Raw genomic sequence first — 14,974 nt, 5'->3', positions numbered from 1 at the left:
TTCGCCGATCGTCTTTAAATCGATTAGCCGATAAAAAAGCGCGCCGGATTTCGCACTCCGGCGCGCTTTTCTTTTGAGGCTGGCGAGGCTTAGTGACCGACCGTCGCCGCCGACTTCACTTCGCAGGTCACGTTCAACGTGGACTTGTCCGCGAACGAAAGCGTGAGGGGAATCGTCGAGCCGACCTTGAGCGGCTTGGACGGATCTTCGAGCATCAGGTGATAGCCCTTCGGCGCGAAGCTCAACGTGCCGTGCGCGGGAACGTCGACGGTATCGACGGGCGACATCGTCGCCGTGCCGTTCTTGCTTTCCGACTTGTGCATCATCGTCATGCCGAAGGCCGGCGTCTGTGCGGCCGTGAGTGTCGCGGGTTTGTCGCCGTTGTTCGCGACGGTGAAATAGCCCGATGACGGCAGGTTCGGCGGCATCGCGCGCACCCAGCAATCGCGCGCTTCGAGCGACGCGGCCTGAGCGAACGATGCGCAGGCGAGCGCGCCCACGAGTACAGCGATTTTTTTCATGGTGTCCTCACTTGACGGTGAAGGTGTAGTGACCTTGCGTGCGATGCCCGTCGGCCGCGACCGCGCTCCATTGCACCTTGTAGACGCCCGGCGCGAGATCGGGAAGCGCGACGCTCATATGCTTCTTGTCGCTGGCACCGACGGTGGATTTGGCGGTGTTGACCTGCGTGCCCTGAGCATTGGTGACGATGAGTGTGCTGAAGGTCGGCTCGAGCGCTTCGCCGAAGTCGATGGCCACTTCGTGCGGCGCGCTGACGGTCGCGCCGGGTCCGGGTTGTTGCAGCTTCGGCAATGCGTGTGCGAGCGCGAGTTGCGCGGAGCCGGCGAGCGCCAGCGCGAGCGCGCCGCGCAGCAACGATGATGAAAACATGATATGTCCTTGCGTGCTCGGTTCGAGCGATGTGGAAGGCTTCATCCCGCACGAAGCGATGAACGAAGTCTCTATATACGATGCGAATCAGGCGAAGGCGGGCGGGGCGCGAGGTTGCGCGATGTCGCGTAATTCGCGGCGCGGTGTGTCGGTGGGAGCGTTCGCGACGAAGACTTCGCGTGGAGCACGCGCCGAGAACGCGCGATGTGGCGATGCCGGCGGCGTGGGCGCATGCGCGATGAAGTCGCAATAGGCGCAGGTCTGCAGATGAGCGACGGCGTCGTGCTTCGGTGCAGGCGCGTTGTGCGATGGCTGCGCATCGGTTGCGCAGACGGAAGCGAGCAGCGATTCGATGCGCGCATGATCGAGCGTCTGCGAAGCGACGGGCGCGAGCGAGAGCAGCAGGATCGCGCATATCGCAGCGAACCCGCCGATCTTCCCGATGATGCCCCGACGCAAGTGATGCATGCCGATACATGGACGATGATGAACGGACGATTATGCCACGCGCGTCCGCGTGCTCTGCGCGAAGGGACGAGACGCATCGACGCGGCGTCGCTTCTTCTTTTATTCAACTGGGGCGAATAAGCTATTGCGGCACAGTAAGCGATGACTTATAATCTTTTCTTCGACGGACGCGGGGTGGAGCAGTCTGGCAGCTCGTCGGGCTCATAACCCGAAGGTCGTAGGTTCAAATCCTACCCCCGCAACCAATACAGTTTCAGCGCCGTCCAGCATCACTCAGGATTCACGCACAAAAGCCCGGTCAAGCCGGGCTTTTTGCTTTTCAGCGCGCGCATCGTCGATATGCAAAAACGTGAAGTCGCAATTACGCGGCTTCATGACCAACGCGCACATCGCGGCTTCTCATGCGCATGTCAAAATCCCATTCGCACATACCATCCTCATTCCACGCACGCACAAGGAGTCGCTCGCTCATGGACATTCCACACGTTCTGCAGGCCATCGCGCATCAGGAACACACGCTCGTGTTCCCGCAGTTTCACGCCGATCACGCGTGGCAGATCGGCTCGCAATTGCGCGAGATGGCGCTCGCACGCGACGCGGCCATCGTCATCGATGTCCGCACGTTCGGGCGCACGCTCTTCTATGCCGCGCTCGACAACACGACGCCCGATAACGCGCGCTGGGTCGAGCGCAAGTCGCGCACCGTCGAGCACTTTCGCCGCAGTTCATATGCGATCGGCCTCTCGCTGCAACAGGCCGGCACGACGCTCGCCGACAAGTACGGCCTCGATCTGAAGGATTTCGCGACCCATGGCGGCGCGTTTCCGCTGCGCGTGCAGGGCGCGGGCGTGATCGGCTCGGTCGCGGTGTCGGGCCTGCCGCAGCGCGACGATCATCAACTGGTGGTCGAAGCGCTATGCGCCGTGCTCGGCGCGAACTTCGGCGATCTGTCTCTCGGCCGCGACTGACGGAGAGACCCTGACGCCGATGCGCTCAACTGCCTATGTGCTTCTCGCCATTGCGATCGTCGCCGAAGTCGTCGCGACGTCCGCACTGCGCGCCTCCGATGGCTTCACGCGCGCGCTGCCCGCGGCCATTGTCGTGGTCGGATATGGGGTGTCGTTCTATCTTTTGTCGCTGACGCTGCGCGCGCTGCCTGTCGGCGTCGTGTATGCGGTGTGGTCGGGCGCGGGCATCGTGCTCATCACGCTCGTCGCGGCACTGCTCTTCAAGCAGACGCCCGATCTGCCCGCGATGCTCGGCATGGGGCTCATCGTCGCGGGCGTGGTCGTGCTCAACGCGTTCTCGAAGATGAGCGCCCACTGACGCGCGACTACTTGCAGCGCACGATCATCGAACGGTTCTTGACGTTCGCGGAGACGACGTTGCTGATGCCGCCGCCGGTCGGGCCGCCTTCCTCGTTGTCTTTCGACACGATGTCGTAACCGGTCGCGCCGCATTTCTTGCCGGCGAGCACATAGCAGCTCGCCCAGCTCGATCCGGCGTCCGCGCCGCTGCAGTTGACGGCGTAACCGGTCTGTCCATCAGGAAGATTGATGAGCGATGCCTCGTTCGACGACGCACACGCGCCAAGGCTCGCGATCGCGACGACCGCCGCGCCGAGCGTCGCTGCGCGCAGCCACGAGAAACGCGAGAGGGCGCCGCCATGCGCGACGCGTGCTGAGAGACGGCGCAAGCGCCGGCCGGATTCCTTCATCTTTACCTCGTGAGAGCGAATGGCGATCAGCACCGCAGGCCGCGGCTTCGCGGCGAGGGCGCTTTTTTGAGATGTGCATTGTCCCATACGCGCCTTACGCGACACGTAAGCGGTTGTTAGCAACCCATGCGCGGGCGCGATGTTTGCGAACGAAAACACACGAGATCGCTCGCACGCGCTGAACCACATCGATGAACTATTTTCCGGATCGCGCGCCTTATTAATCTGATTTGATCGGTTGAAATTGCTCGACGGGTATCGACGCAAACCGGCACACGCGGCACTTCAAAAAGGGAGGCAGAAAGCCATGGCGGAACGAGTCACGGGGCCATATCGAGGGTATTACATCAGCGCGTCGGCGCGGCTCGTGCAGACGCCCGGCGATAACCACAGCGACGCGCCCATCTACGTCGGCTCGGTGAGCCTCGCGCGCGGCGGGCCCGACGATGTCCATCGTTTCGAGGCGCTCGTCGATCTCGGACCGGAACGGCGCTTTGCGACCGAAGACGAGGCGCTCGAACATGTGGAACTGGCGGCGCGCGACTACATCGACCGCTTGCTGCAATCGACGTAATGCGCCCCGTTCATCTTCGACACAGCGTGCTGTACGACGTCGCGAATTGCTTGATCGACCTGTTTCCGAGCGAGGCGGACGTCGCGGAAATCGGCGCGGAGGCGACGCCCGCGCTTTTCGTGAGCTGGCGCACGGGCGGCGTGGCGAATCATCCGGGCAATATCGCGTGGGGCGTGCACTATCGCTTCGACGCGCAAGTGCTGCGCGACTATCCGCATCTGTCGCCGGACGCGCGTCAACGCGTGTGCGACCGCGTGCGCGAAATGAGCCGGCTGCTCGACTTCAACTATGCCGATCCGCTCGCGAGCTCGCTCCTCGTCGTGGATGTCGACGAAACCGTGCTCGCCGCCTGAGTGCGCAGACGAGCCGTGCCGCTCTGGACCGCGCGACGCGAGCGCGAGTACCATAGTCGCCGAATCGGATTCGTGCGATCGTTTGCGGCGCTGCAAACAGGTTCGCATCGAACGCCGCAATGGAGCGCCTGAACGTCTGAATGTCAGCAACGAGCTAATCATGAATATTCGATTCCTCCCGGACGCGCCCGATTACCGCGATTCCAATCTGACCGTCGAGTTCGCCGCGATCGTCGATGGCCGGCGCGTGCCGTGCGCCATTTCGGTCGAAGCGCTGGAAGATCATTTCGGCGCGCAGACTTACGACAGCGCCGGCTGGATCGATGCCTTCGATGCGGGCCGCACGCATATCGAAGCCGTCGCGCGGGAGCATCTGCGCGTGACCAACGGCATGCCCGTGCTCCTGAAAAGCGGACACTTTCCGCCAGGACCGGTAACGGTCTGATCCACTGCGCTTCCTTCCGTTACACGGCGCGATGTAGAAGCTCCACTGCGCCATCTTTATATCGACGCCGGAAACGCTGCGCCTCCTTTCGCGTGATCGCGCAACGGAGTACCATCCTGCTATTCGCCGCACGCGATGCGATTCGCTCGGCACATTACTTGCTCAACGCCATACGCTTGAGCAATCAAATATAAAAATCGCGCGGGGTCGTCATGCTTCAATCCTTTCTTCACTCACTTGTCGAGTCCAATGCGCTATGGCTCATCTGGGCAGCCGTTGGTGTGCTGATTCTTGCGCTGTGCATCGTGTTCGCATCGGTCGTGCTGCGCGACTCGGACGAGCCGCTTTATCGCGCGGCTTCGCGACGAGACGACGACGGCAAGATGACCATCTGAGCGCGCGCGTGCGCGCCGCGATTTGACTTCGAAAGAGGCGGTGCCGACAATGCCTCGCATAGGTCCGCAAGAGCGCCGCACCGAGCAAAGACGCGAGCAGCGTCAGGCGCTGCGTGAGCGCATACTCGAGGTCTCGCGCGAGATCGTGAGGCGCGAAGGATTCGCGTCGCTGTCGATGAGAAAGCTGGCTGAAGCGATCGACTATTCGCCCGCTGCGCTCTATCTTCATTTCAAGAGCCGTGGTGATATCGCGCGGGCGCTCTGCGTGGAAGGGCACGCGAGTCTGCGCGATGCGTTTCTTGCTCACACGTCCATTGCGGATCCGGCGGCGCGCCTGAACGCAATGGGGCGCGCGTATGTCGAATTCGGGCTGGCCGAGCCCGAGACGTATCGGCTGATGTTCATGGAGCCCGCAGAGTCCGCGCAGCCTGCCGCCGAGGTTCACGACAACGGCAAGGCGCAGGCAGCGGAACCCGGTGCGGCGACGCTTTCGCTGATCGCGGACGCGTTCGTCGAGTTGCGCGCGGCCGACCGGCTGCCGGCGCACGCCGGCCCGCTGGCGTGTGCGGAAGGGCTGTGGGCGAATCTACATGGGATCGTCGCGCTGAAGCTGAATCGCGCGGCGCTGCCCGAGACGCCGGCTGCGACGCTCGTCGAGTTGTCGCTCGATGCGTGGTTCGCGCCGGCCAACCGAACCGAACCTCGATTCAACGCATCGAATCGACCCGACACCTCAACACGATGACCACCGAAGACATCCGTATCGACACCGCCAACGGCATCGGCTTCATTGCACTCGATCGTCCGAAGGCACTCAACGCGTTGACCCCGCCGATGCTGCGCGCGATCAGCGAGGCTTTGCGTGCGTGGCGCCACGATCAGGCGATCCGCGCCGTCATCGTCTATAGCCCGCACGTGCGCGCGTTTTGCGCGGGCGGCGACATCCGTTTCCTCTACGAGTCCGCGCAGGCGGGCGACCGGGCGGCGATCGACGCGTTCTTCACCGACGAATACAAGCTCAATCACGCGATCTTCACGTTTCCGAAACCGTATGTCGCGGTCGTGAACGGCGTCGTGATGGGCGGCGGCATGGGTATTTCGCAGGGCGCGCATCATACGGGCGGCCTGCGCATCGTCACGCAGTCCACCCGGATGGCGATGCCCGAGACGCGCATCGGGCTCTTTCCCGATGTCGGCGTGAGCTGGTTCCTCGCGCGCGCGCCCGGTGCGATCGGCCGCTATCTCGCGGCGACGGGCGCGAGCCTTTCCGCCGCCGACGCGCTCTACGCCCGCATGGCCGACGCCTATCTCGACGATGGCGCGCTGCCGGGGCTCATCGAATCGCTGAGGCACCAGCGCTTTCTCGATGGCGTGGAGATCGTGCGCTTCGTGCAGAACGAGACGACGAAGTACAAGGTCGCGCCGATTCCCGAGAAGGGCGAACTCGCCGCGGCGCGCACGATGATCGACAAGCACTTCGCGGCGGGCAACGGGGCGTCGATTCTGGCGTCGCTCGAGCGCGAGGCGGACATCGGCAACGACTGGGCGAAACACACGGCCGCCGAGTTGCGCGAGCGCTCGCCGCTTTCCGTCGACGTAGCGCTGCAGCAGGTCGATCGCGCGAAATTCTCGACGATGGCCGAGACGCTGCGCCGCGATCTCGATCTCACGCGCACGATGTTCGAGCGTGGCGACGTGCTGGAAGGCATTCGCGCACGCATTGTCGACAAGGACAACGAGCCGCGCTGGAAGATCGCGCGCGCCGAGGACGTGAATGCCGCGGATGTGGATCGTATGTTCGAGAGCGCGTGGACGCCCGCAGCGCATCCGCTGCGGCTTTTGAAGGACTGAAGCTCGAAGACGAGCGGCCCTCGCGGGCCGCTTTTTTTTTGCGCGAGCTTAGTGCGATTCGCTGCCCGCCATGAAGGCGCGCATGAAGACGAGTGCGCCCCATCCCCAGATCGCATTAGCGATGAAATTCGGCGCGAGGCGCGGCAGCATGTTGCCGCTCGGCCAGATACCGCGAGCCGGATCGATGACGAACACGCCCACGGCCGTCAGCACGATGCCGCCGAACACGAGTGCGCCGATCCACGGCGCGCTGCGATCGGGCGCGACGCGCAGCAGCCACGCCATCAGCACGCCGAAGATCGAGCTCCAGAGCGCATTGGCGATGAATTCGGGGATGCCAAGCGGAAGAAACGGTGCGATGGAAAAGCCGGCCGGATCAACGAGACCCGCCGCATGCAGCAGCGCCAGGGTCGATTCGCGAAAGAAGAGCGCGGCGAGAAAACCGGAAACGAACGGCAGAATGACTTTTTGCATTGGCTAGACCGCTTGGAGCCCGAAGGCGCGGTTCTCTCCGATTATCGGGACGAGCGCCATTATAGTGGCGTCGCGCGCGCTTTCAGGCCCGGTTATTTCGCGATCGCGTCGCTCGCCGGGCTGTGATGCAGCATGCGATCGCTGTTCTGCGGCGGATTCGGGCGTTTCACCGGCATGTTGTCGGGATTGTCGGGGCGCGTGGCGCTCGAAGACGGCGCGCCGGGCGCGCCCGGTGGCTTGACCATCGACGCGTTGTCGTCGGGGCGGGTGGTCTGGGCTTGTGCCGCGAATGTCGTGGCGAGAAGCAGGGCGGCTATCGCGAGGTGAGGGCGGGTCATGATTGGTCTCTACGATTGAGGCGCGACTGAACAATTCAGAAACGCGCACTTCCTCAAAGGTTGACAGGCGTAACGGCGAGAAATTCGTGTGAGTTGCAAAGACCCTGCTGACGTCGAGGACCAACTTGTCTCGCTGCGGTAAAATATCCGATTCCCCTTGAAACTCAAGCGGTTCGCATGAAGGTGCGGCCGCCGTCGCCCATGTCAGCCGTATCGAAGATCAGTCCCCGCCGCGTGTCCGTCGCTCCGATGATGGATTGGACCGACCGCCATTGCCGGTCCCTGCACCGGCTCGTGTCGCGTCATACGTGGCTCTACACGGAAATGGTGACGACGGGCGCGCTGCTTTACGGCGATGTCGCGCGGCATCTCGCGTTCACGCCCGCCGAGGCGCCCGTCGCGCTGCAGCTCGGCGGCAGCGAGCCGGCCGATCTCGCGAAAAGCGCGAAACTCGGCGAGCAATGGGGCTACGACGAAATCAATCTGAATTGCGGCTGCCCTTCCGAGCGCGTGCAGCGCGGCGCGTTCGGCGCGTGCCTGATGAAGGAACCGCAACTCGTCGCGGATTGCGTGAAGGCGATGCGCGACGCAGTGTCGATTCCGGTGACGGTCAAGCATCGCATGGGCGTGGATACGGTCGAGGAGTACGAGTTCGTGCGCGATTTCGTCGGCACGATCGCGGATGCGGGCTGCGAGGTGTTCATCGTGCACGCACGCAATGCGATCCTCAAAGGCTTGAGCCCGAAGGAGAATCGGGAGATTCCACCGCTCAAGTACGAGTACGCGTACCGGCTGAAACGCGACTTTCCGCATCTGGAGATCTCGATCAACGGCGGCATCAAGACGCTCGACGAAGTCGAAGAGCATCTCAAGCATGTCGACGGCGTGATGCTTGGGCGTGAGGCTTATCACAATCCTTATGTGCTCGCGGAAGTCGACACGCGTTTCTATGGCGCGGCGACGCAGGTTCTTTCGCGCGAGGACATCGAGGCGGGGCTCATCGACTATGCGCGCAATGAGCTTTCGCGCGGCACGTATCTCGGGGCGGTGACGCGGCACGCGCTCGGTCTGTATCGCGGCGTCGCGGGTGCGCGCGGTTGGCGTCGCGTGCTGTCCGACAACCGCCGTCTCGCAAAGGGCGATCTGACGATTTTCGATGAAGCGCGCGCGCATCTTCGCGAGGCTGTGGAAGCGATCGAGTCCTGATGCGCATTTTCCGGAAAAAGATGCTCAAAGGGACTAGGCAAGCGCAATCATTGTTCGTATAATCTCGCTTCTTGATTGCTGCAGCGGTTCTGAAGCAGTCGGGATCGCGGTAACAGTGGTGGCTGTAGCTCAGTTGGTAGAGTCCAGGATTGTGATTCCTGTCGTCGTGGGTTCGAGTCCCATCAGCCACCCCACCGAGAATTCATGCAAAAAGCCCAGTCGAATGACTGGGCTTTTTGCTTTGATTTGTTCATTTCATTTGCCTTAAACTCCCGTGCGTACCGCTGTCTTTGACCTTTCGACGAGACGAAGGCGGGAGCATAGGCTCATAAAAACTTCCGCAACCCGAGCTGGAAAAACGATTGAAATTCGAACCGAAACGCTCGATTGAGCTTCATCGTCCGGTCGTGAAGCGCTTCGAGAGATACGATAGGCGCGAAATTTCGCAACTTTTTGAGCCGGGCGTTGCGTTCACTCGTGGCGCTGGTCGATGGGGCATTCCAGGAATCGTTGAAACGCCGAAAGAAAGCGGCAGCTTCGTGTTGATGGTTACGCTTGGCAAACCCTTCGAGGGCAATCCTTATCAGGACGTGCTGACGGCTGACGGACACCTTCTCTGGGAATCACAGACACAGCATGGTTTTGGATCGCGGCCGATCCAAAAGCTTCTGGCTCATGATCCGCAAGAGAGAAATATTCATTTATTTGTCCGTTCGGGCAGAGACTCCAAGTACGTATATCTCGGTCTTCTTGAATATTTTTCGCACAATGCGATTAGAGAGAACCCAGTACATTTCGTTTGGCGAATTCGGTATTGGGATCTGAGCCCCGATCGGTTGCTTGGGTTGGGCCTTGAAGTGGGCCCACCGCATGATCCTGCCTATGTGCCATTGCAAAAAGCTGCTTCGGCCCAACGACTTGTGAAAGGGTCCGCGCCCAACACACTGAATAAATCCAATGTGGACCGCAAGAATACGGCACACGCAAGAAAAGTCGCAAATGTAGATTGGGTGGAGCGGGATATCCGGAATCGACATCTTGGCTTACAAGGTGAAAAGCTTGTACTGAAACACGAGATCGATGAGCTTCGTCTAGCCGGGAGGGACGACTTAGCAGAGAGAGTTCGCCACGTAGCCCTCTATGATTCCACGGCGGGGTTTGACATCGAATCATTCGACATCGACGGGACTCCGAAACTGATCGAAGTCAAAACAACGCAGGGGCCGAAATCGACGCCCTTCTTTATCTCGAGAAATGAGCTTTCAGTTTCACGTGCGTTCCCGGAGAGTTACGTGATCTATCGCGTGTTCAGCCATTCAGCGGCCGCGAGTCAGGTGAACTTCTTTGAGCTAAAAGGGGACGTCGAACGCAGTTGCGGACTCGTTCCGGTGAGCTTCCAAGCATTTCCTGGCATTGGATCCTCGAACTAAGCACCGAACAGGTAGGCGGCGTGGGCTCGCTTCGCCCCGCGCAAACGTTCACCGCCTTTCCCCCACCATGCTAGGATTTCCAAACCACCCAACGACGACACTGGAGGCAGACATGGCTACTTTGGCGATCGACGGTGTGCGCTGGGTCAACGACCGCGTGACCAGCGTGCGCTGGGGCAGTTTCGATCCGGCCACGAACGACTGGGCCGCACCCACCACCATCGTGGACGTCCAGCAAGTTGTGGACGCCATCAAGAGCGGCAAGGAAGTCCGCACGCTCTTCACGCTCGGCGGACGTCCGTTCCTCGGCCCGAAAGTCAGCGCGCTGCCTTATACCAACGGACACATCGGCATCGAGGCGCGCGTGCAGGACGGTCAGATCGAGAAATCGCTCGAAGATCTGCCGGCAGTCTGAACGCACGCGCACGTCATGCTCGCGGAGACAGGCGTTGAATCGCGAACAGGCGCATCGGTTCGAGACCGGGTTCGTACCGCGTATTGCCGAGCGGGTGACGCGTATCGTCGATCATGGCGTGCGCGTCGACATCCTTCCATATGAAAGCCCCGCTGTCCCGACGCGTCTGCATGTCAGCGCCGCGCACGCACCACGAGAGGGCGACGGGCATCGGCAACGCTATCCGTATCTGCTCAACGTATTTCTGACCTGGGACGACGAAGAAATCGAACGGCTGATGAGCTCGGGCGGCGAGGCCCGATTCCTGCGATACCTCGACGCGATCGGCGCCAAGCTCGACGCGTGGCAAGGCGCGCGCGAGGTCGATCTCGCGACACGCTCGCAGGCGGACCCGTCAGTGCTGTTCGGGGGTCTCGATTTCGAAGCCTGATCACGGCGGCCGGCTGCCGCCCGTTAGCGCCCGTTCAGCCGACGCATCGCATCGCCGGTCGATACGCGTCTCGCGCCACCGGCAGGGCGCATCAACATGAACGAGGAGGTCGGTATGGCATCGTCGAAAGAAGGCGATCTGCGCGCATTCGTGCAGACCGCGGAACAGGCAGGCGGCTTCGTGTGGGTCATCATGCTCGTCGATTTCGCAGCGCGCGAGGTCAAACGCGCGCTCGTGTCCGAAGAAAACTTCTCCACCGCCGACGCCGCCCGCGACGCAGGCAACGACCGCCTGAAAGGGATGTCGAACGACCGCTGACGACGCGCTCCGGCGCGCGGGCCGGTTATTTTGTCGCGATGACCATCGAATCCGGCCCGGCGAGCGGCTCGACGCGCGCCGTCGCGAATCCCGCTTCGCGCATCCACGCGCAGCATTGTGCGCCGGTGTAGTCGAAGCCTCCGGGCGTCTCGATCAGCATGTTGAGACTCATCAGAAGGCCGAATGCGTGTTGACGGCGCTCGTCGTCGATGATCGCGTCGTACACGATCAGCGCACCGCCCGGCGGCAGCGCCGCATGACATTTGGCGAGCAGTTCGAGCTTCTGCTGCAGATTCCAGTCGTGCAGGATGTGACCCATCACGAGCACATCCGCCGACGGACACGGGTTCTTGAAAAAATCGCCGGGATAAAAACGCAGCCGGTCCTGCAGGCCGTGCGCCGCGACGTACTCGTCGAATATCGGTCCGACGACCGGCAGATCGAAGCCGCCGCCCGTCAGATGCGGATGCGCAAGCGCCACCTGCACCGGCAGCGCGCCCTGGGCCGCGCCGAGATCGATGAACGTGCGGTACTCGCTCCACGGAAACTGCCGCGCGATCGCGTGCGCGGCGCCCATGCTCACGCCGCTCATCGCCTGAAGAAAGCCGCGCAGACGCGCTGGATCGCTATAGAGCGTCTCGAACGTGTTGCCGCCGTGCTTCGATTCGTTCTGCGGCAGACCGGTGCGCAGCGCCTCCGTGAGCGATCCCCAGAACGGATAGAGCCGCGCGCCCGCCATCTCCAGCAATCCGCCAACATACGAAGGCTTGTTGCGATCGAGGAAGATGTCGCTATCGGCGGCGTTCGCGTAGAAGCCGCCGTCGCGCCTGAGCACGCCGAGCGCGACGAGCGTATCGAGAAAATCCAGCGCGCTGCGCGGATGCAGTCCCAGCTCTTGCGAGAGATCGTCGGCGGATCGCGGGCCCGCCGCGAGTTGCGTGAACACGCCGAGTTCGACCGCCGAAAGCAGCGCCTTCGACGCCCAGAACGCCATTCCCATTTGCAGCAGGCGCTCCGGATTGAGCGATATTTGCGTGCTGCGTTGCGCGTCTTGCATGATGCGCCTCCTGTCGAAAGTACGACGAAATGACGTAGCCGAAAGCAGACCGGAAGGAACTGCGTAACTCTAGGAGGCGATCGCGTCCGCTTCAAGGCGGATATGTGCGGTTCGAAACACGTTCGACGATATCGAACGAGTGCGACGGCCGCATCGTATGGCAACGGGGGCGCGACCACCCATAATGCTTTCACATTGATCAACGTTCACAAGGAGAACGTCATGAATCGCTTCGAAGGCAAGACTGTTCTGGTTACCGGCGGCAACAGCGGCATCGGTCTCGCGGCGGCGCAGGCATTTGCGGCGGAAGGCGCGCGTGTCGTCATCACGGGTCGCGACGAAACGTCGCTCGCGACGGCACGCGAGACGCTCGGCGCGAACGCCATCGCCATCCGCAACGTCGCGGGCACGGTCGGCGCGGCGCGCGAACTCGCGCAAGCCCTGTCCGATGCGAACATCCGGCTCGACGCGATTTTCGTCAACGCGGGCGTCGGCACCTTCGCGCCGTTCACGGATATCGACGAGAAAGCGTGGGACGAAACCTTCGCGATCAACGTGAAGGGACCGTATTTCCAGATCCAGTCGCTCGTGCCCTTGCTGAACGAAGGCGCATCGATCGTGCTGAACGGTTCGATCAACGCGCATATCGGCATGCCGATGTCGTCGGTCTATGCGGCGAGCAAGGCGGCGCTCGTGTCGCTCGCGAAGACGCTGTCGGCGGAATTGCTTCCGCGCGGCGCACGCGTGAACGTCGTGAGTCCCGGTCCAGTCTCGACGCCGCTGCACGGCAAGCTCGGCCTCGTCGACGAAGCCGCCGCGCAGCTCCAAAGCCAGATTCCGCTCGGCCGCTTCGGCAAATCGAGCGAAGTGGCGGCGACGGTGCTGCATCTGGCATCGGCGGAATCGGGCTTTATCGTCGGCACGGAAATCGTGATCGACGGCGGCATGAGCCAGCTTTAACCCGATGGCCCGGCTTGCACGCTCACTGCATCTCGGGCCGCAGTTCGCCCCAGCCGACGAGAATCTGCTGGATGCTGCGCGCATAGGCATCGCGATGTTTCGGCGATTCCGAGTGATACGCGCCGATCGCGCGCCACGTGTTGCCGTACTTCACCATCTTCTGCTTCAGCAGCCACGCGGCGACGAACACGTTGACGCACGGATCGGCGAGCGCGCGATGCGGGATGCCCTGACGTGCGAGATCGGGGAAATGGATCGAGTTGATCTGCAACTGGCCGACGTCGATCGAGCCGTTAGCGTTGCGGTTGAGCGCGGCGGCGTCGCCTTTCGATTCGCGCCAGGCGACCGCGCGCAGCACGAGCGGATTGACGCCCTGATACGCGCCGGCCTGCTCGAAGCAGTCGTCGGCGCGCGCGGCATTCGACGCGAGCGATGCGCCGAGCAGCACGCAGGCGGCGAGCGCCGCGTAAGTCGAACGGATCATGTGCGTGGCTCCTGCGGTTACGGCGCGAGCGCAATGTCGATGCGGCGCTCGACGTCCTTCATGTACGTGCGCGACTCGTCGGAGACGACCAGGCGCGGCTCCGGGCCGTTGCATTTGCAATCGACGACACGGCGCGTTTTCTTGCCTTTCTTGCTCGCCGGCTTGGCGGGTGCGTCGTCGTCATCGCCGGCAGAGGCCGGAAGCATCGCGAGCGTGGGCAAGGGCGGGTAGACCTTCTGCGTGGCGGGCCCAAGCGCCGCGAGCGTCTGCACGGACGCGGGCGCGCTCACATCCAGCGGACCGGCGACGGCGCTCGCCGAAAGCATCACGCCGATGGCAAGAATCAGAATCTGGCGCATGACGTCAGCCTCCCTGCGTCGGCTTGATGGACACGCTGTACGGCTGTCGCGCGCCGGCGGTCAGGTTTTCGAGGCTGAGCCTGACCGCATGCCGGGCGGGAATGCCTTTCCAGATCGCCTGATTGAGGTACGGAAAGTCCTGCGCGAGCGCGGTGACGAGAATGGTCGTCGGCTGCTTTTGCGCGGCCGCGAGCGCGCCGGCTTTGGCCAGGATCGCGCTGAGTTGCGGATCGCGCGCGCCGAGGGCGTCAGCGGGGATTTCGAAGCGGATGATTTCGGCGGACGCCGCCGGTTTGTCGATCTGGGCCGTGCTGGCCGCGGGCATCGGCGCGCAGCCGGTCACGGCGACTGCGACGGCGATGGCAAAAAGTGACGCTGCCCACTTCACTGGCATCTCCTGGTTGAGTCATGGCGATATGCGAGTTGTCGGCGCGAGCGAGCGCGACTTGATAGCCGCGCGCAAACGTTTCGCGAAATAGCAAGACTTGACTCAGAAGTTACCGATTCGAGGATCGGCTCACCTGGTTACCGGTAATCGATGCCGCGACCTTGTCGATGTGACCGTGGAATGACGCCAGGCGTCGATCACATGCGCCACCACGCTCCGATGCCCGGTTCGGCATCGAGGGCGCGGAGGAAATCGTCGGCGAAGGCGTCGGCGGCGGATTGCCGCTCGCGCGTGCCTTCGGGGAAATCGTGGGGATTTTTCAGGCCGCGCGCGTGACGGATGACGGCGACGTTTCGGTCAGGGCAGAGAGTGCGTCGATGGTGTGCGAGTTCATACCGCGGATTACGGCATGCGGGGCGAA

Annotated in this window: 24 protein-coding genes and 2 tRNA genes; 16 read left to right on the top strand and 10 right to left on the bottom strand. The window is 62.7% G+C overall.

Annotation, left to right across the window (positions count from 1 at the left end; all coding sequences use genetic code 11):
• Positions 1-89: 89 nt before the first annotated feature.
• The 3 genes from AWB76_RS12565 to AWB76_RS12555 all read right to left on the bottom strand — a co-directional run bounded on the left by AWB76_RS12565 (position 90) and on the right by AWB76_RS12555 (position 1,359).
• The gene (locus AWB76_RS12565) at positions 90-521 is read right to left on the bottom strand and encodes a copper chaperone PCu(A)C (protein ID WP_061160451.1); all 432 of its coding nucleotides are present in this window, start codon (positions 519-521) and stop codon (positions 90-92) included.
• Between the two features lie 7 nt (positions 522-528).
• Positions 529-891, bottom strand: a complete 363-nt coding sequence (locus tag AWB76_RS12560; protein WP_061160652.1) for a copper resistance protein CopC — start codon at positions 889-891, stop codon at positions 529-531.
• Positions 892-978: 87 nt separating this feature from the next.
• Positions 979-1,359: a DUF2946 domain-containing protein gene (locus AWB76_RS12555; RefSeq protein ID WP_061160450.1), complete on the bottom strand. Its 381-nt coding sequence runs from the start codon at positions 1,357-1,359 to the stop codon at positions 979-981.
• A gap of 168 nt (positions 1,360-1,527) precedes the next feature.
• Here AWB76_RS12555 and AWB76_RS12550 point away from each other — a divergent pair.
• From AWB76_RS12550 to AWB76_RS12540, 3 genes are all read left to right on the top strand, one after another.
• Positions 1,528-1,604 (top strand) — tRNA-Met (locus tag AWB76_RS12550).
• 225 nt (positions 1,605-1,829) lie between these two features.
• Positions 1,830-2,327: a heme-degrading domain-containing protein gene (locus AWB76_RS12545; RefSeq protein WP_061160449.1), complete on the top strand. Its 498-nt coding sequence runs from the start codon at positions 1,830-1,832 to the stop codon at positions 2,325-2,327.
• Between the two features lie 19 nt (positions 2,328-2,346).
• Positions 2,347-2,685, top strand: coding sequence for a DMT family transporter (locus tag AWB76_RS12540; RefSeq protein WP_061160448.1), 339 nt, complete (start codon positions 2,347-2,349; stop codon positions 2,683-2,685).
• Between the two features lie 7 nt (positions 2,686-2,692).
• On the opposite strand, the gene AWB76_RS12535 is transcribed toward AWB76_RS12540, so the two are convergent.
• Positions 2,693-3,076 (bottom strand): hypothetical protein, encoded by a 384-nt coding sequence (locus tag AWB76_RS12535; RefSeq protein WP_061160447.1) that lies wholly within the window; start codon positions 3,074-3,076, stop codon positions 2,693-2,695.
• A gap of 307 nt (positions 3,077-3,383) precedes the next feature.
• Between AWB76_RS12535 and AWB76_RS12530 the strand changes: the two genes are divergently transcribed.
• From AWB76_RS12530 to AWB76_RS12505, 6 genes are all read left to right on the top strand, one after another.
• Positions 3,384-3,650, top strand: coding sequence for a hypothetical protein (locus tag AWB76_RS12530; protein ID WP_061160446.1), 267 nt, complete (start codon positions 3,384-3,386; stop codon positions 3,648-3,650).
• A 26-nt stretch (positions 3,651-3,676) separates the two neighbouring features.
• Complete coding sequence (locus tag AWB76_RS12525; protein ID WP_244173337.1) at positions 3,677-4,003, top strand: hypothetical protein; 327 nt, start codon at positions 3,677-3,679, stop codon at positions 4,001-4,003.
• Between the two features lie 160 nt (positions 4,004-4,163).
• Entirely contained in the window at positions 4,164-4,448 is a 285-nt protein-coding gene (locus tag AWB76_RS12520) for a DUF1488 family protein (protein ID WP_061160651.1), read from the top strand.
• 212 nt (positions 4,449-4,660) lie between these two features.
• Positions 4,661-4,843, top strand: coding sequence for a hypothetical protein (locus tag AWB76_RS12515; protein ID WP_061160444.1), 183 nt, complete (start codon positions 4,661-4,663; stop codon positions 4,841-4,843).
• A 49-nt stretch (positions 4,844-4,892) separates the two neighbouring features.
• The gene (locus AWB76_RS12510) at positions 4,893-5,588 is read left to right on the top strand and encodes a TetR/AcrR family transcriptional regulator (RefSeq protein WP_244173336.1); all 696 of its coding nucleotides are present in this window, start codon (positions 4,893-4,895) and stop codon (positions 5,586-5,588) included.
• Complete coding sequence (locus tag AWB76_RS12505) at positions 5,585-6,694, top strand: enoyl-CoA hydratase/isomerase family protein (protein WP_061160443.1); 1,110 nt, start codon at positions 5,585-5,587, stop codon at positions 6,692-6,694. The genes AWB76_RS12510 and AWB76_RS12505 overlap by 4 nt, the downstream gene beginning before the upstream one ends.
• Positions 6,695-6,742: 48 nt before the next feature.
• On the opposite strand, the gene AWB76_RS12500 is transcribed toward AWB76_RS12505, so the two are convergent.
• Together AWB76_RS12500 and AWB76_RS12495 are read right to left on the bottom strand one after the other, a co-directional pair.
• The gene (locus tag AWB76_RS12500; protein ID WP_061160442.1) at positions 6,743-7,168 is read right to left on the bottom strand and encodes a hypothetical protein; all 426 of its coding nucleotides are present in this window, start codon (positions 7,166-7,168) and stop codon (positions 6,743-6,745) included.
• Positions 7,169-7,260: 92 nt separating this feature from the next.
• The gene (locus AWB76_RS12495; RefSeq protein ID WP_061160441.1) at positions 7,261-7,506 is read right to left on the bottom strand and encodes a hypothetical protein; all 246 of its coding nucleotides are present in this window, start codon (positions 7,504-7,506) and stop codon (positions 7,261-7,263) included.
• Positions 7,507-7,683: 177 nt separating this feature from the next.
• Here AWB76_RS12495 and dusA point away from each other — a divergent pair, with 177 nt between their 5' ends.
• The 6 genes from dusA to AWB76_RS12455 all read left to right on the top strand — a co-directional run bounded on the left by dusA (position 7,684) and on the right by AWB76_RS12455 (position 11,305).
• Positions 7,684-8,712: a tRNA dihydrouridine(20/20a) synthase DusA gene (gene dusA / locus AWB76_RS12490; RefSeq protein WP_341845294.1), complete on the top strand. Its 1,029-nt coding sequence runs from the start codon at positions 7,684-7,686 to the stop codon at positions 8,710-8,712.
• Between the two features lie 118 nt (positions 8,713-8,830).
• Positions 8,831-8,906, top strand: a tRNA-His gene (locus tag AWB76_RS12485).
• Positions 8,907-9,074: 168 nt separating this feature from the next.
• Positions 9,075-10,142, top strand: a complete 1,068-nt coding sequence (locus AWB76_RS40135; protein ID WP_082864429.1) for a DUF3427 domain-containing protein — start codon at positions 9,075-9,077, stop codon at positions 10,140-10,142.
• A gap of 112 nt (positions 10,143-10,254) precedes the next feature.
• Positions 10,255-10,557, top strand: a complete 303-nt coding sequence (locus AWB76_RS12465) for a hypothetical protein (RefSeq protein WP_061160437.1) — start codon at positions 10,255-10,257, stop codon at positions 10,555-10,557.
• 34 nt (positions 10,558-10,591) lie between these two features.
• On the top strand, positions 10,592-10,987 hold the full coding sequence (locus tag AWB76_RS12460) for a DUF5594 family protein (protein WP_061160436.1): 396 nt from the start codon (positions 10,592-10,594) through the stop codon (positions 10,985-10,987).
• 114 nt (positions 10,988-11,101) lie between these two features.
• A complete protein-coding gene (locus AWB76_RS12455) occupies positions 11,102-11,305 on the top strand; it encodes a hypothetical protein (protein ID WP_061160648.1) in 204 nt (67 codons plus the stop codon).
• 25 nt (positions 11,306-11,330) lie between these two features.
• Here the strand turns inward: AWB76_RS12455 and AWB76_RS12450 are convergent, their stop codons facing one another.
• Positions 11,331-12,362, bottom strand: a complete 1,032-nt coding sequence (locus AWB76_RS12450) for a methyltransferase (RefSeq protein ID WP_061160435.1) — start codon at positions 12,360-12,362, stop codon at positions 11,331-11,333.
• A gap of 222 nt (positions 12,363-12,584) precedes the next feature.
• Here AWB76_RS12450 and AWB76_RS12445 point away from each other — a divergent pair, with 222 nt between their 5' ends.
• Positions 12,585-13,322 carry an SDR family oxidoreductase gene (locus tag AWB76_RS12445; RefSeq protein WP_061160647.1) on the top strand — a complete coding sequence of 246 codons (738 nt, stop codon included), beginning with the start codon at positions 12,585-12,587 and terminating at the stop codon, positions 13,320-13,322.
• Positions 13,323-13,344: 22 nt separating this feature from the next.
• Here AWB76_RS12445 and AWB76_RS12440 read toward each other — a convergent pair whose 3' ends face one another.
• The 3 genes from AWB76_RS12440 to AWB76_RS12430 are packed head-to-tail and all read right to left on the bottom strand — an operon-like array spanning position 13,345 to position 14,559.
• Positions 13,345-13,806: a lytic transglycosylase domain-containing protein gene (locus AWB76_RS12440; RefSeq protein WP_061160434.1), complete on the bottom strand. Its 462-nt coding sequence runs from the start codon at positions 13,804-13,806 to the stop codon at positions 13,345-13,347.
• Between the two features lie 17 nt (positions 13,807-13,823).
• Positions 13,824-14,165: a hypothetical protein gene (locus AWB76_RS12435; protein WP_061160433.1), complete on the bottom strand. Its 342-nt coding sequence runs from the start codon at positions 14,163-14,165 to the stop codon at positions 13,824-13,826.
• Between the two features lie 4 nt (positions 14,166-14,169).
• Positions 14,170-14,559: a hypothetical protein gene (locus AWB76_RS12430; protein ID WP_061160432.1), complete on the bottom strand. Its 390-nt coding sequence runs from the start codon at positions 14,557-14,559 to the stop codon at positions 14,170-14,172.
• Between the last annotated feature and the right edge of the window lie 415 nt (positions 14,560-14,974).

The organism is Caballeronia temeraria, assembly GCF_001544795.2.
GTDB classification, from domain to species: Bacteria; Pseudomonadota; Gammaproteobacteria; order Burkholderiales; family Burkholderiaceae; genus Caballeronia; species Caballeronia temeraria.
The sequence above is the reverse complement of the archived record's forward strand: the minus strand, read 5'-3'. Positions and strand labels throughout refer to the sequence as shown.

What these genes read in the sequence shown, in the direction of transcription:
- AWB76_RS12565 (WP_061160451.1), bottom strand. Translation starts at nt 521, where the DNA reads ATGAAAAAAATCGCTGTACTCGTGGGCGCGCTCGCCTGCGCATCGTTC.
- AWB76_RS12560 (WP_061160652.1), bottom strand. Translation starts at nt 891, where the DNA reads ATGTTTTCATCATCGTTGCTGCGCGGCGCGCTCGCGCTGGCGCTCGCC.
- AWB76_RS12555 (WP_061160450.1), bottom strand. Translation starts at nt 1,359, where the DNA reads ATGCATCACTTGCGTCGGGGCATCATCGGGAAGATCGGCGGGTTCGCT.
- AWB76_RS12545 (WP_061160449.1), top strand. Translation starts at nt 1,830, where the DNA reads ATGGACATTCCACACGTTCTGCAGGCCATCGCGCATCAGGAACACACG.
- AWB76_RS12540 (WP_061160448.1), top strand. Translation starts at nt 2,347, where the DNA reads ATGCGCTCAACTGCCTATGTGCTTCTCGCCATTGCGATCGTCGCCGAA.
- AWB76_RS12535 (WP_061160447.1), bottom strand. Translation starts at nt 3,076, where the DNA reads ATGAAGGAATCCGGCCGGCGCTTGCGCCGTCTCTCAGCACGCGTCGCG.
- AWB76_RS12530 (WP_061160446.1), top strand. Translation starts at nt 3,384, where the DNA reads ATGGCGGAACGAGTCACGGGGCCATATCGAGGGTATTACATCAGCGCG.
- AWB76_RS12520 (WP_061160651.1), top strand. Translation starts at nt 4,164, where the DNA reads ATGAATATTCGATTCCTCCCGGACGCGCCCGATTACCGCGATTCCAAT.
- AWB76_RS12515 (WP_061160444.1), top strand. Translation starts at nt 4,661, where the DNA reads ATGCTTCAATCCTTTCTTCACTCACTTGTCGAGTCCAATGCGCTATGG.
- AWB76_RS12510 (WP_244173336.1), top strand. Translation starts at nt 4,893, where the DNA reads ATGCCTCGCATAGGTCCGCAAGAGCGCCGCACCGAGCAAAGACGCGAG.
- AWB76_RS12505 (WP_061160443.1), top strand. Translation starts at nt 5,585, where the DNA reads ATGACCACCGAAGACATCCGTATCGACACCGCCAACGGCATCGGCTTC.
- AWB76_RS12500 (WP_061160442.1), bottom strand. Translation starts at nt 7,168, where the DNA reads ATGCAAAAAGTCATTCTGCCGTTCGTTTCCGGTTTTCTCGCCGCGCTC.
- AWB76_RS12495 (WP_061160441.1), bottom strand. Translation starts at nt 7,506, where the DNA reads ATGACCCGCCCTCACCTCGCGATAGCCGCCCTGCTTCTCGCCACGACA.
- dusA (WP_341845294.1), top strand. Translation starts at nt 7,684, where the DNA reads ATGAAGGTGCGGCCGCCGTCGCCCATGTCAGCCGTATCGAAGATCAGT.
- AWB76_RS12465 (WP_061160437.1), top strand. Translation starts at nt 10,255, where the DNA reads ATGGCTACTTTGGCGATCGACGGTGTGCGCTGGGTCAACGACCGCGTG.
- AWB76_RS12455 (WP_061160648.1), top strand. Translation starts at nt 11,102, where the DNA reads ATGGCATCGTCGAAAGAAGGCGATCTGCGCGCATTCGTGCAGACCGCG.
- AWB76_RS12450 (WP_061160435.1), bottom strand. Translation starts at nt 12,362, where the DNA reads ATGCAAGACGCGCAACGCAGCACGCAAATATCGCTCAATCCGGAGCGC.
- AWB76_RS12445 (WP_061160647.1), top strand. Translation starts at nt 12,585, where the DNA reads ATGAATCGCTTCGAAGGCAAGACTGTTCTGGTTACCGGCGGCAACAGC.
- AWB76_RS12440 (WP_061160434.1), bottom strand. Translation starts at nt 13,806, where the DNA reads ATGATCCGTTCGACTTACGCGGCGCTCGCCGCCTGCGTGCTGCTCGGC.
- AWB76_RS12435 (WP_061160433.1), bottom strand. Translation starts at nt 14,165, where the DNA reads ATGCGCCAGATTCTGATTCTTGCCATCGGCGTGATGCTTTCGGCGAGC.
- AWB76_RS12430 (WP_061160432.1), bottom strand. Translation starts at nt 14,559, where the DNA reads ATGCCAGTGAAGTGGGCAGCGTCACTTTTTGCCATCGCCGTCGCAGTC.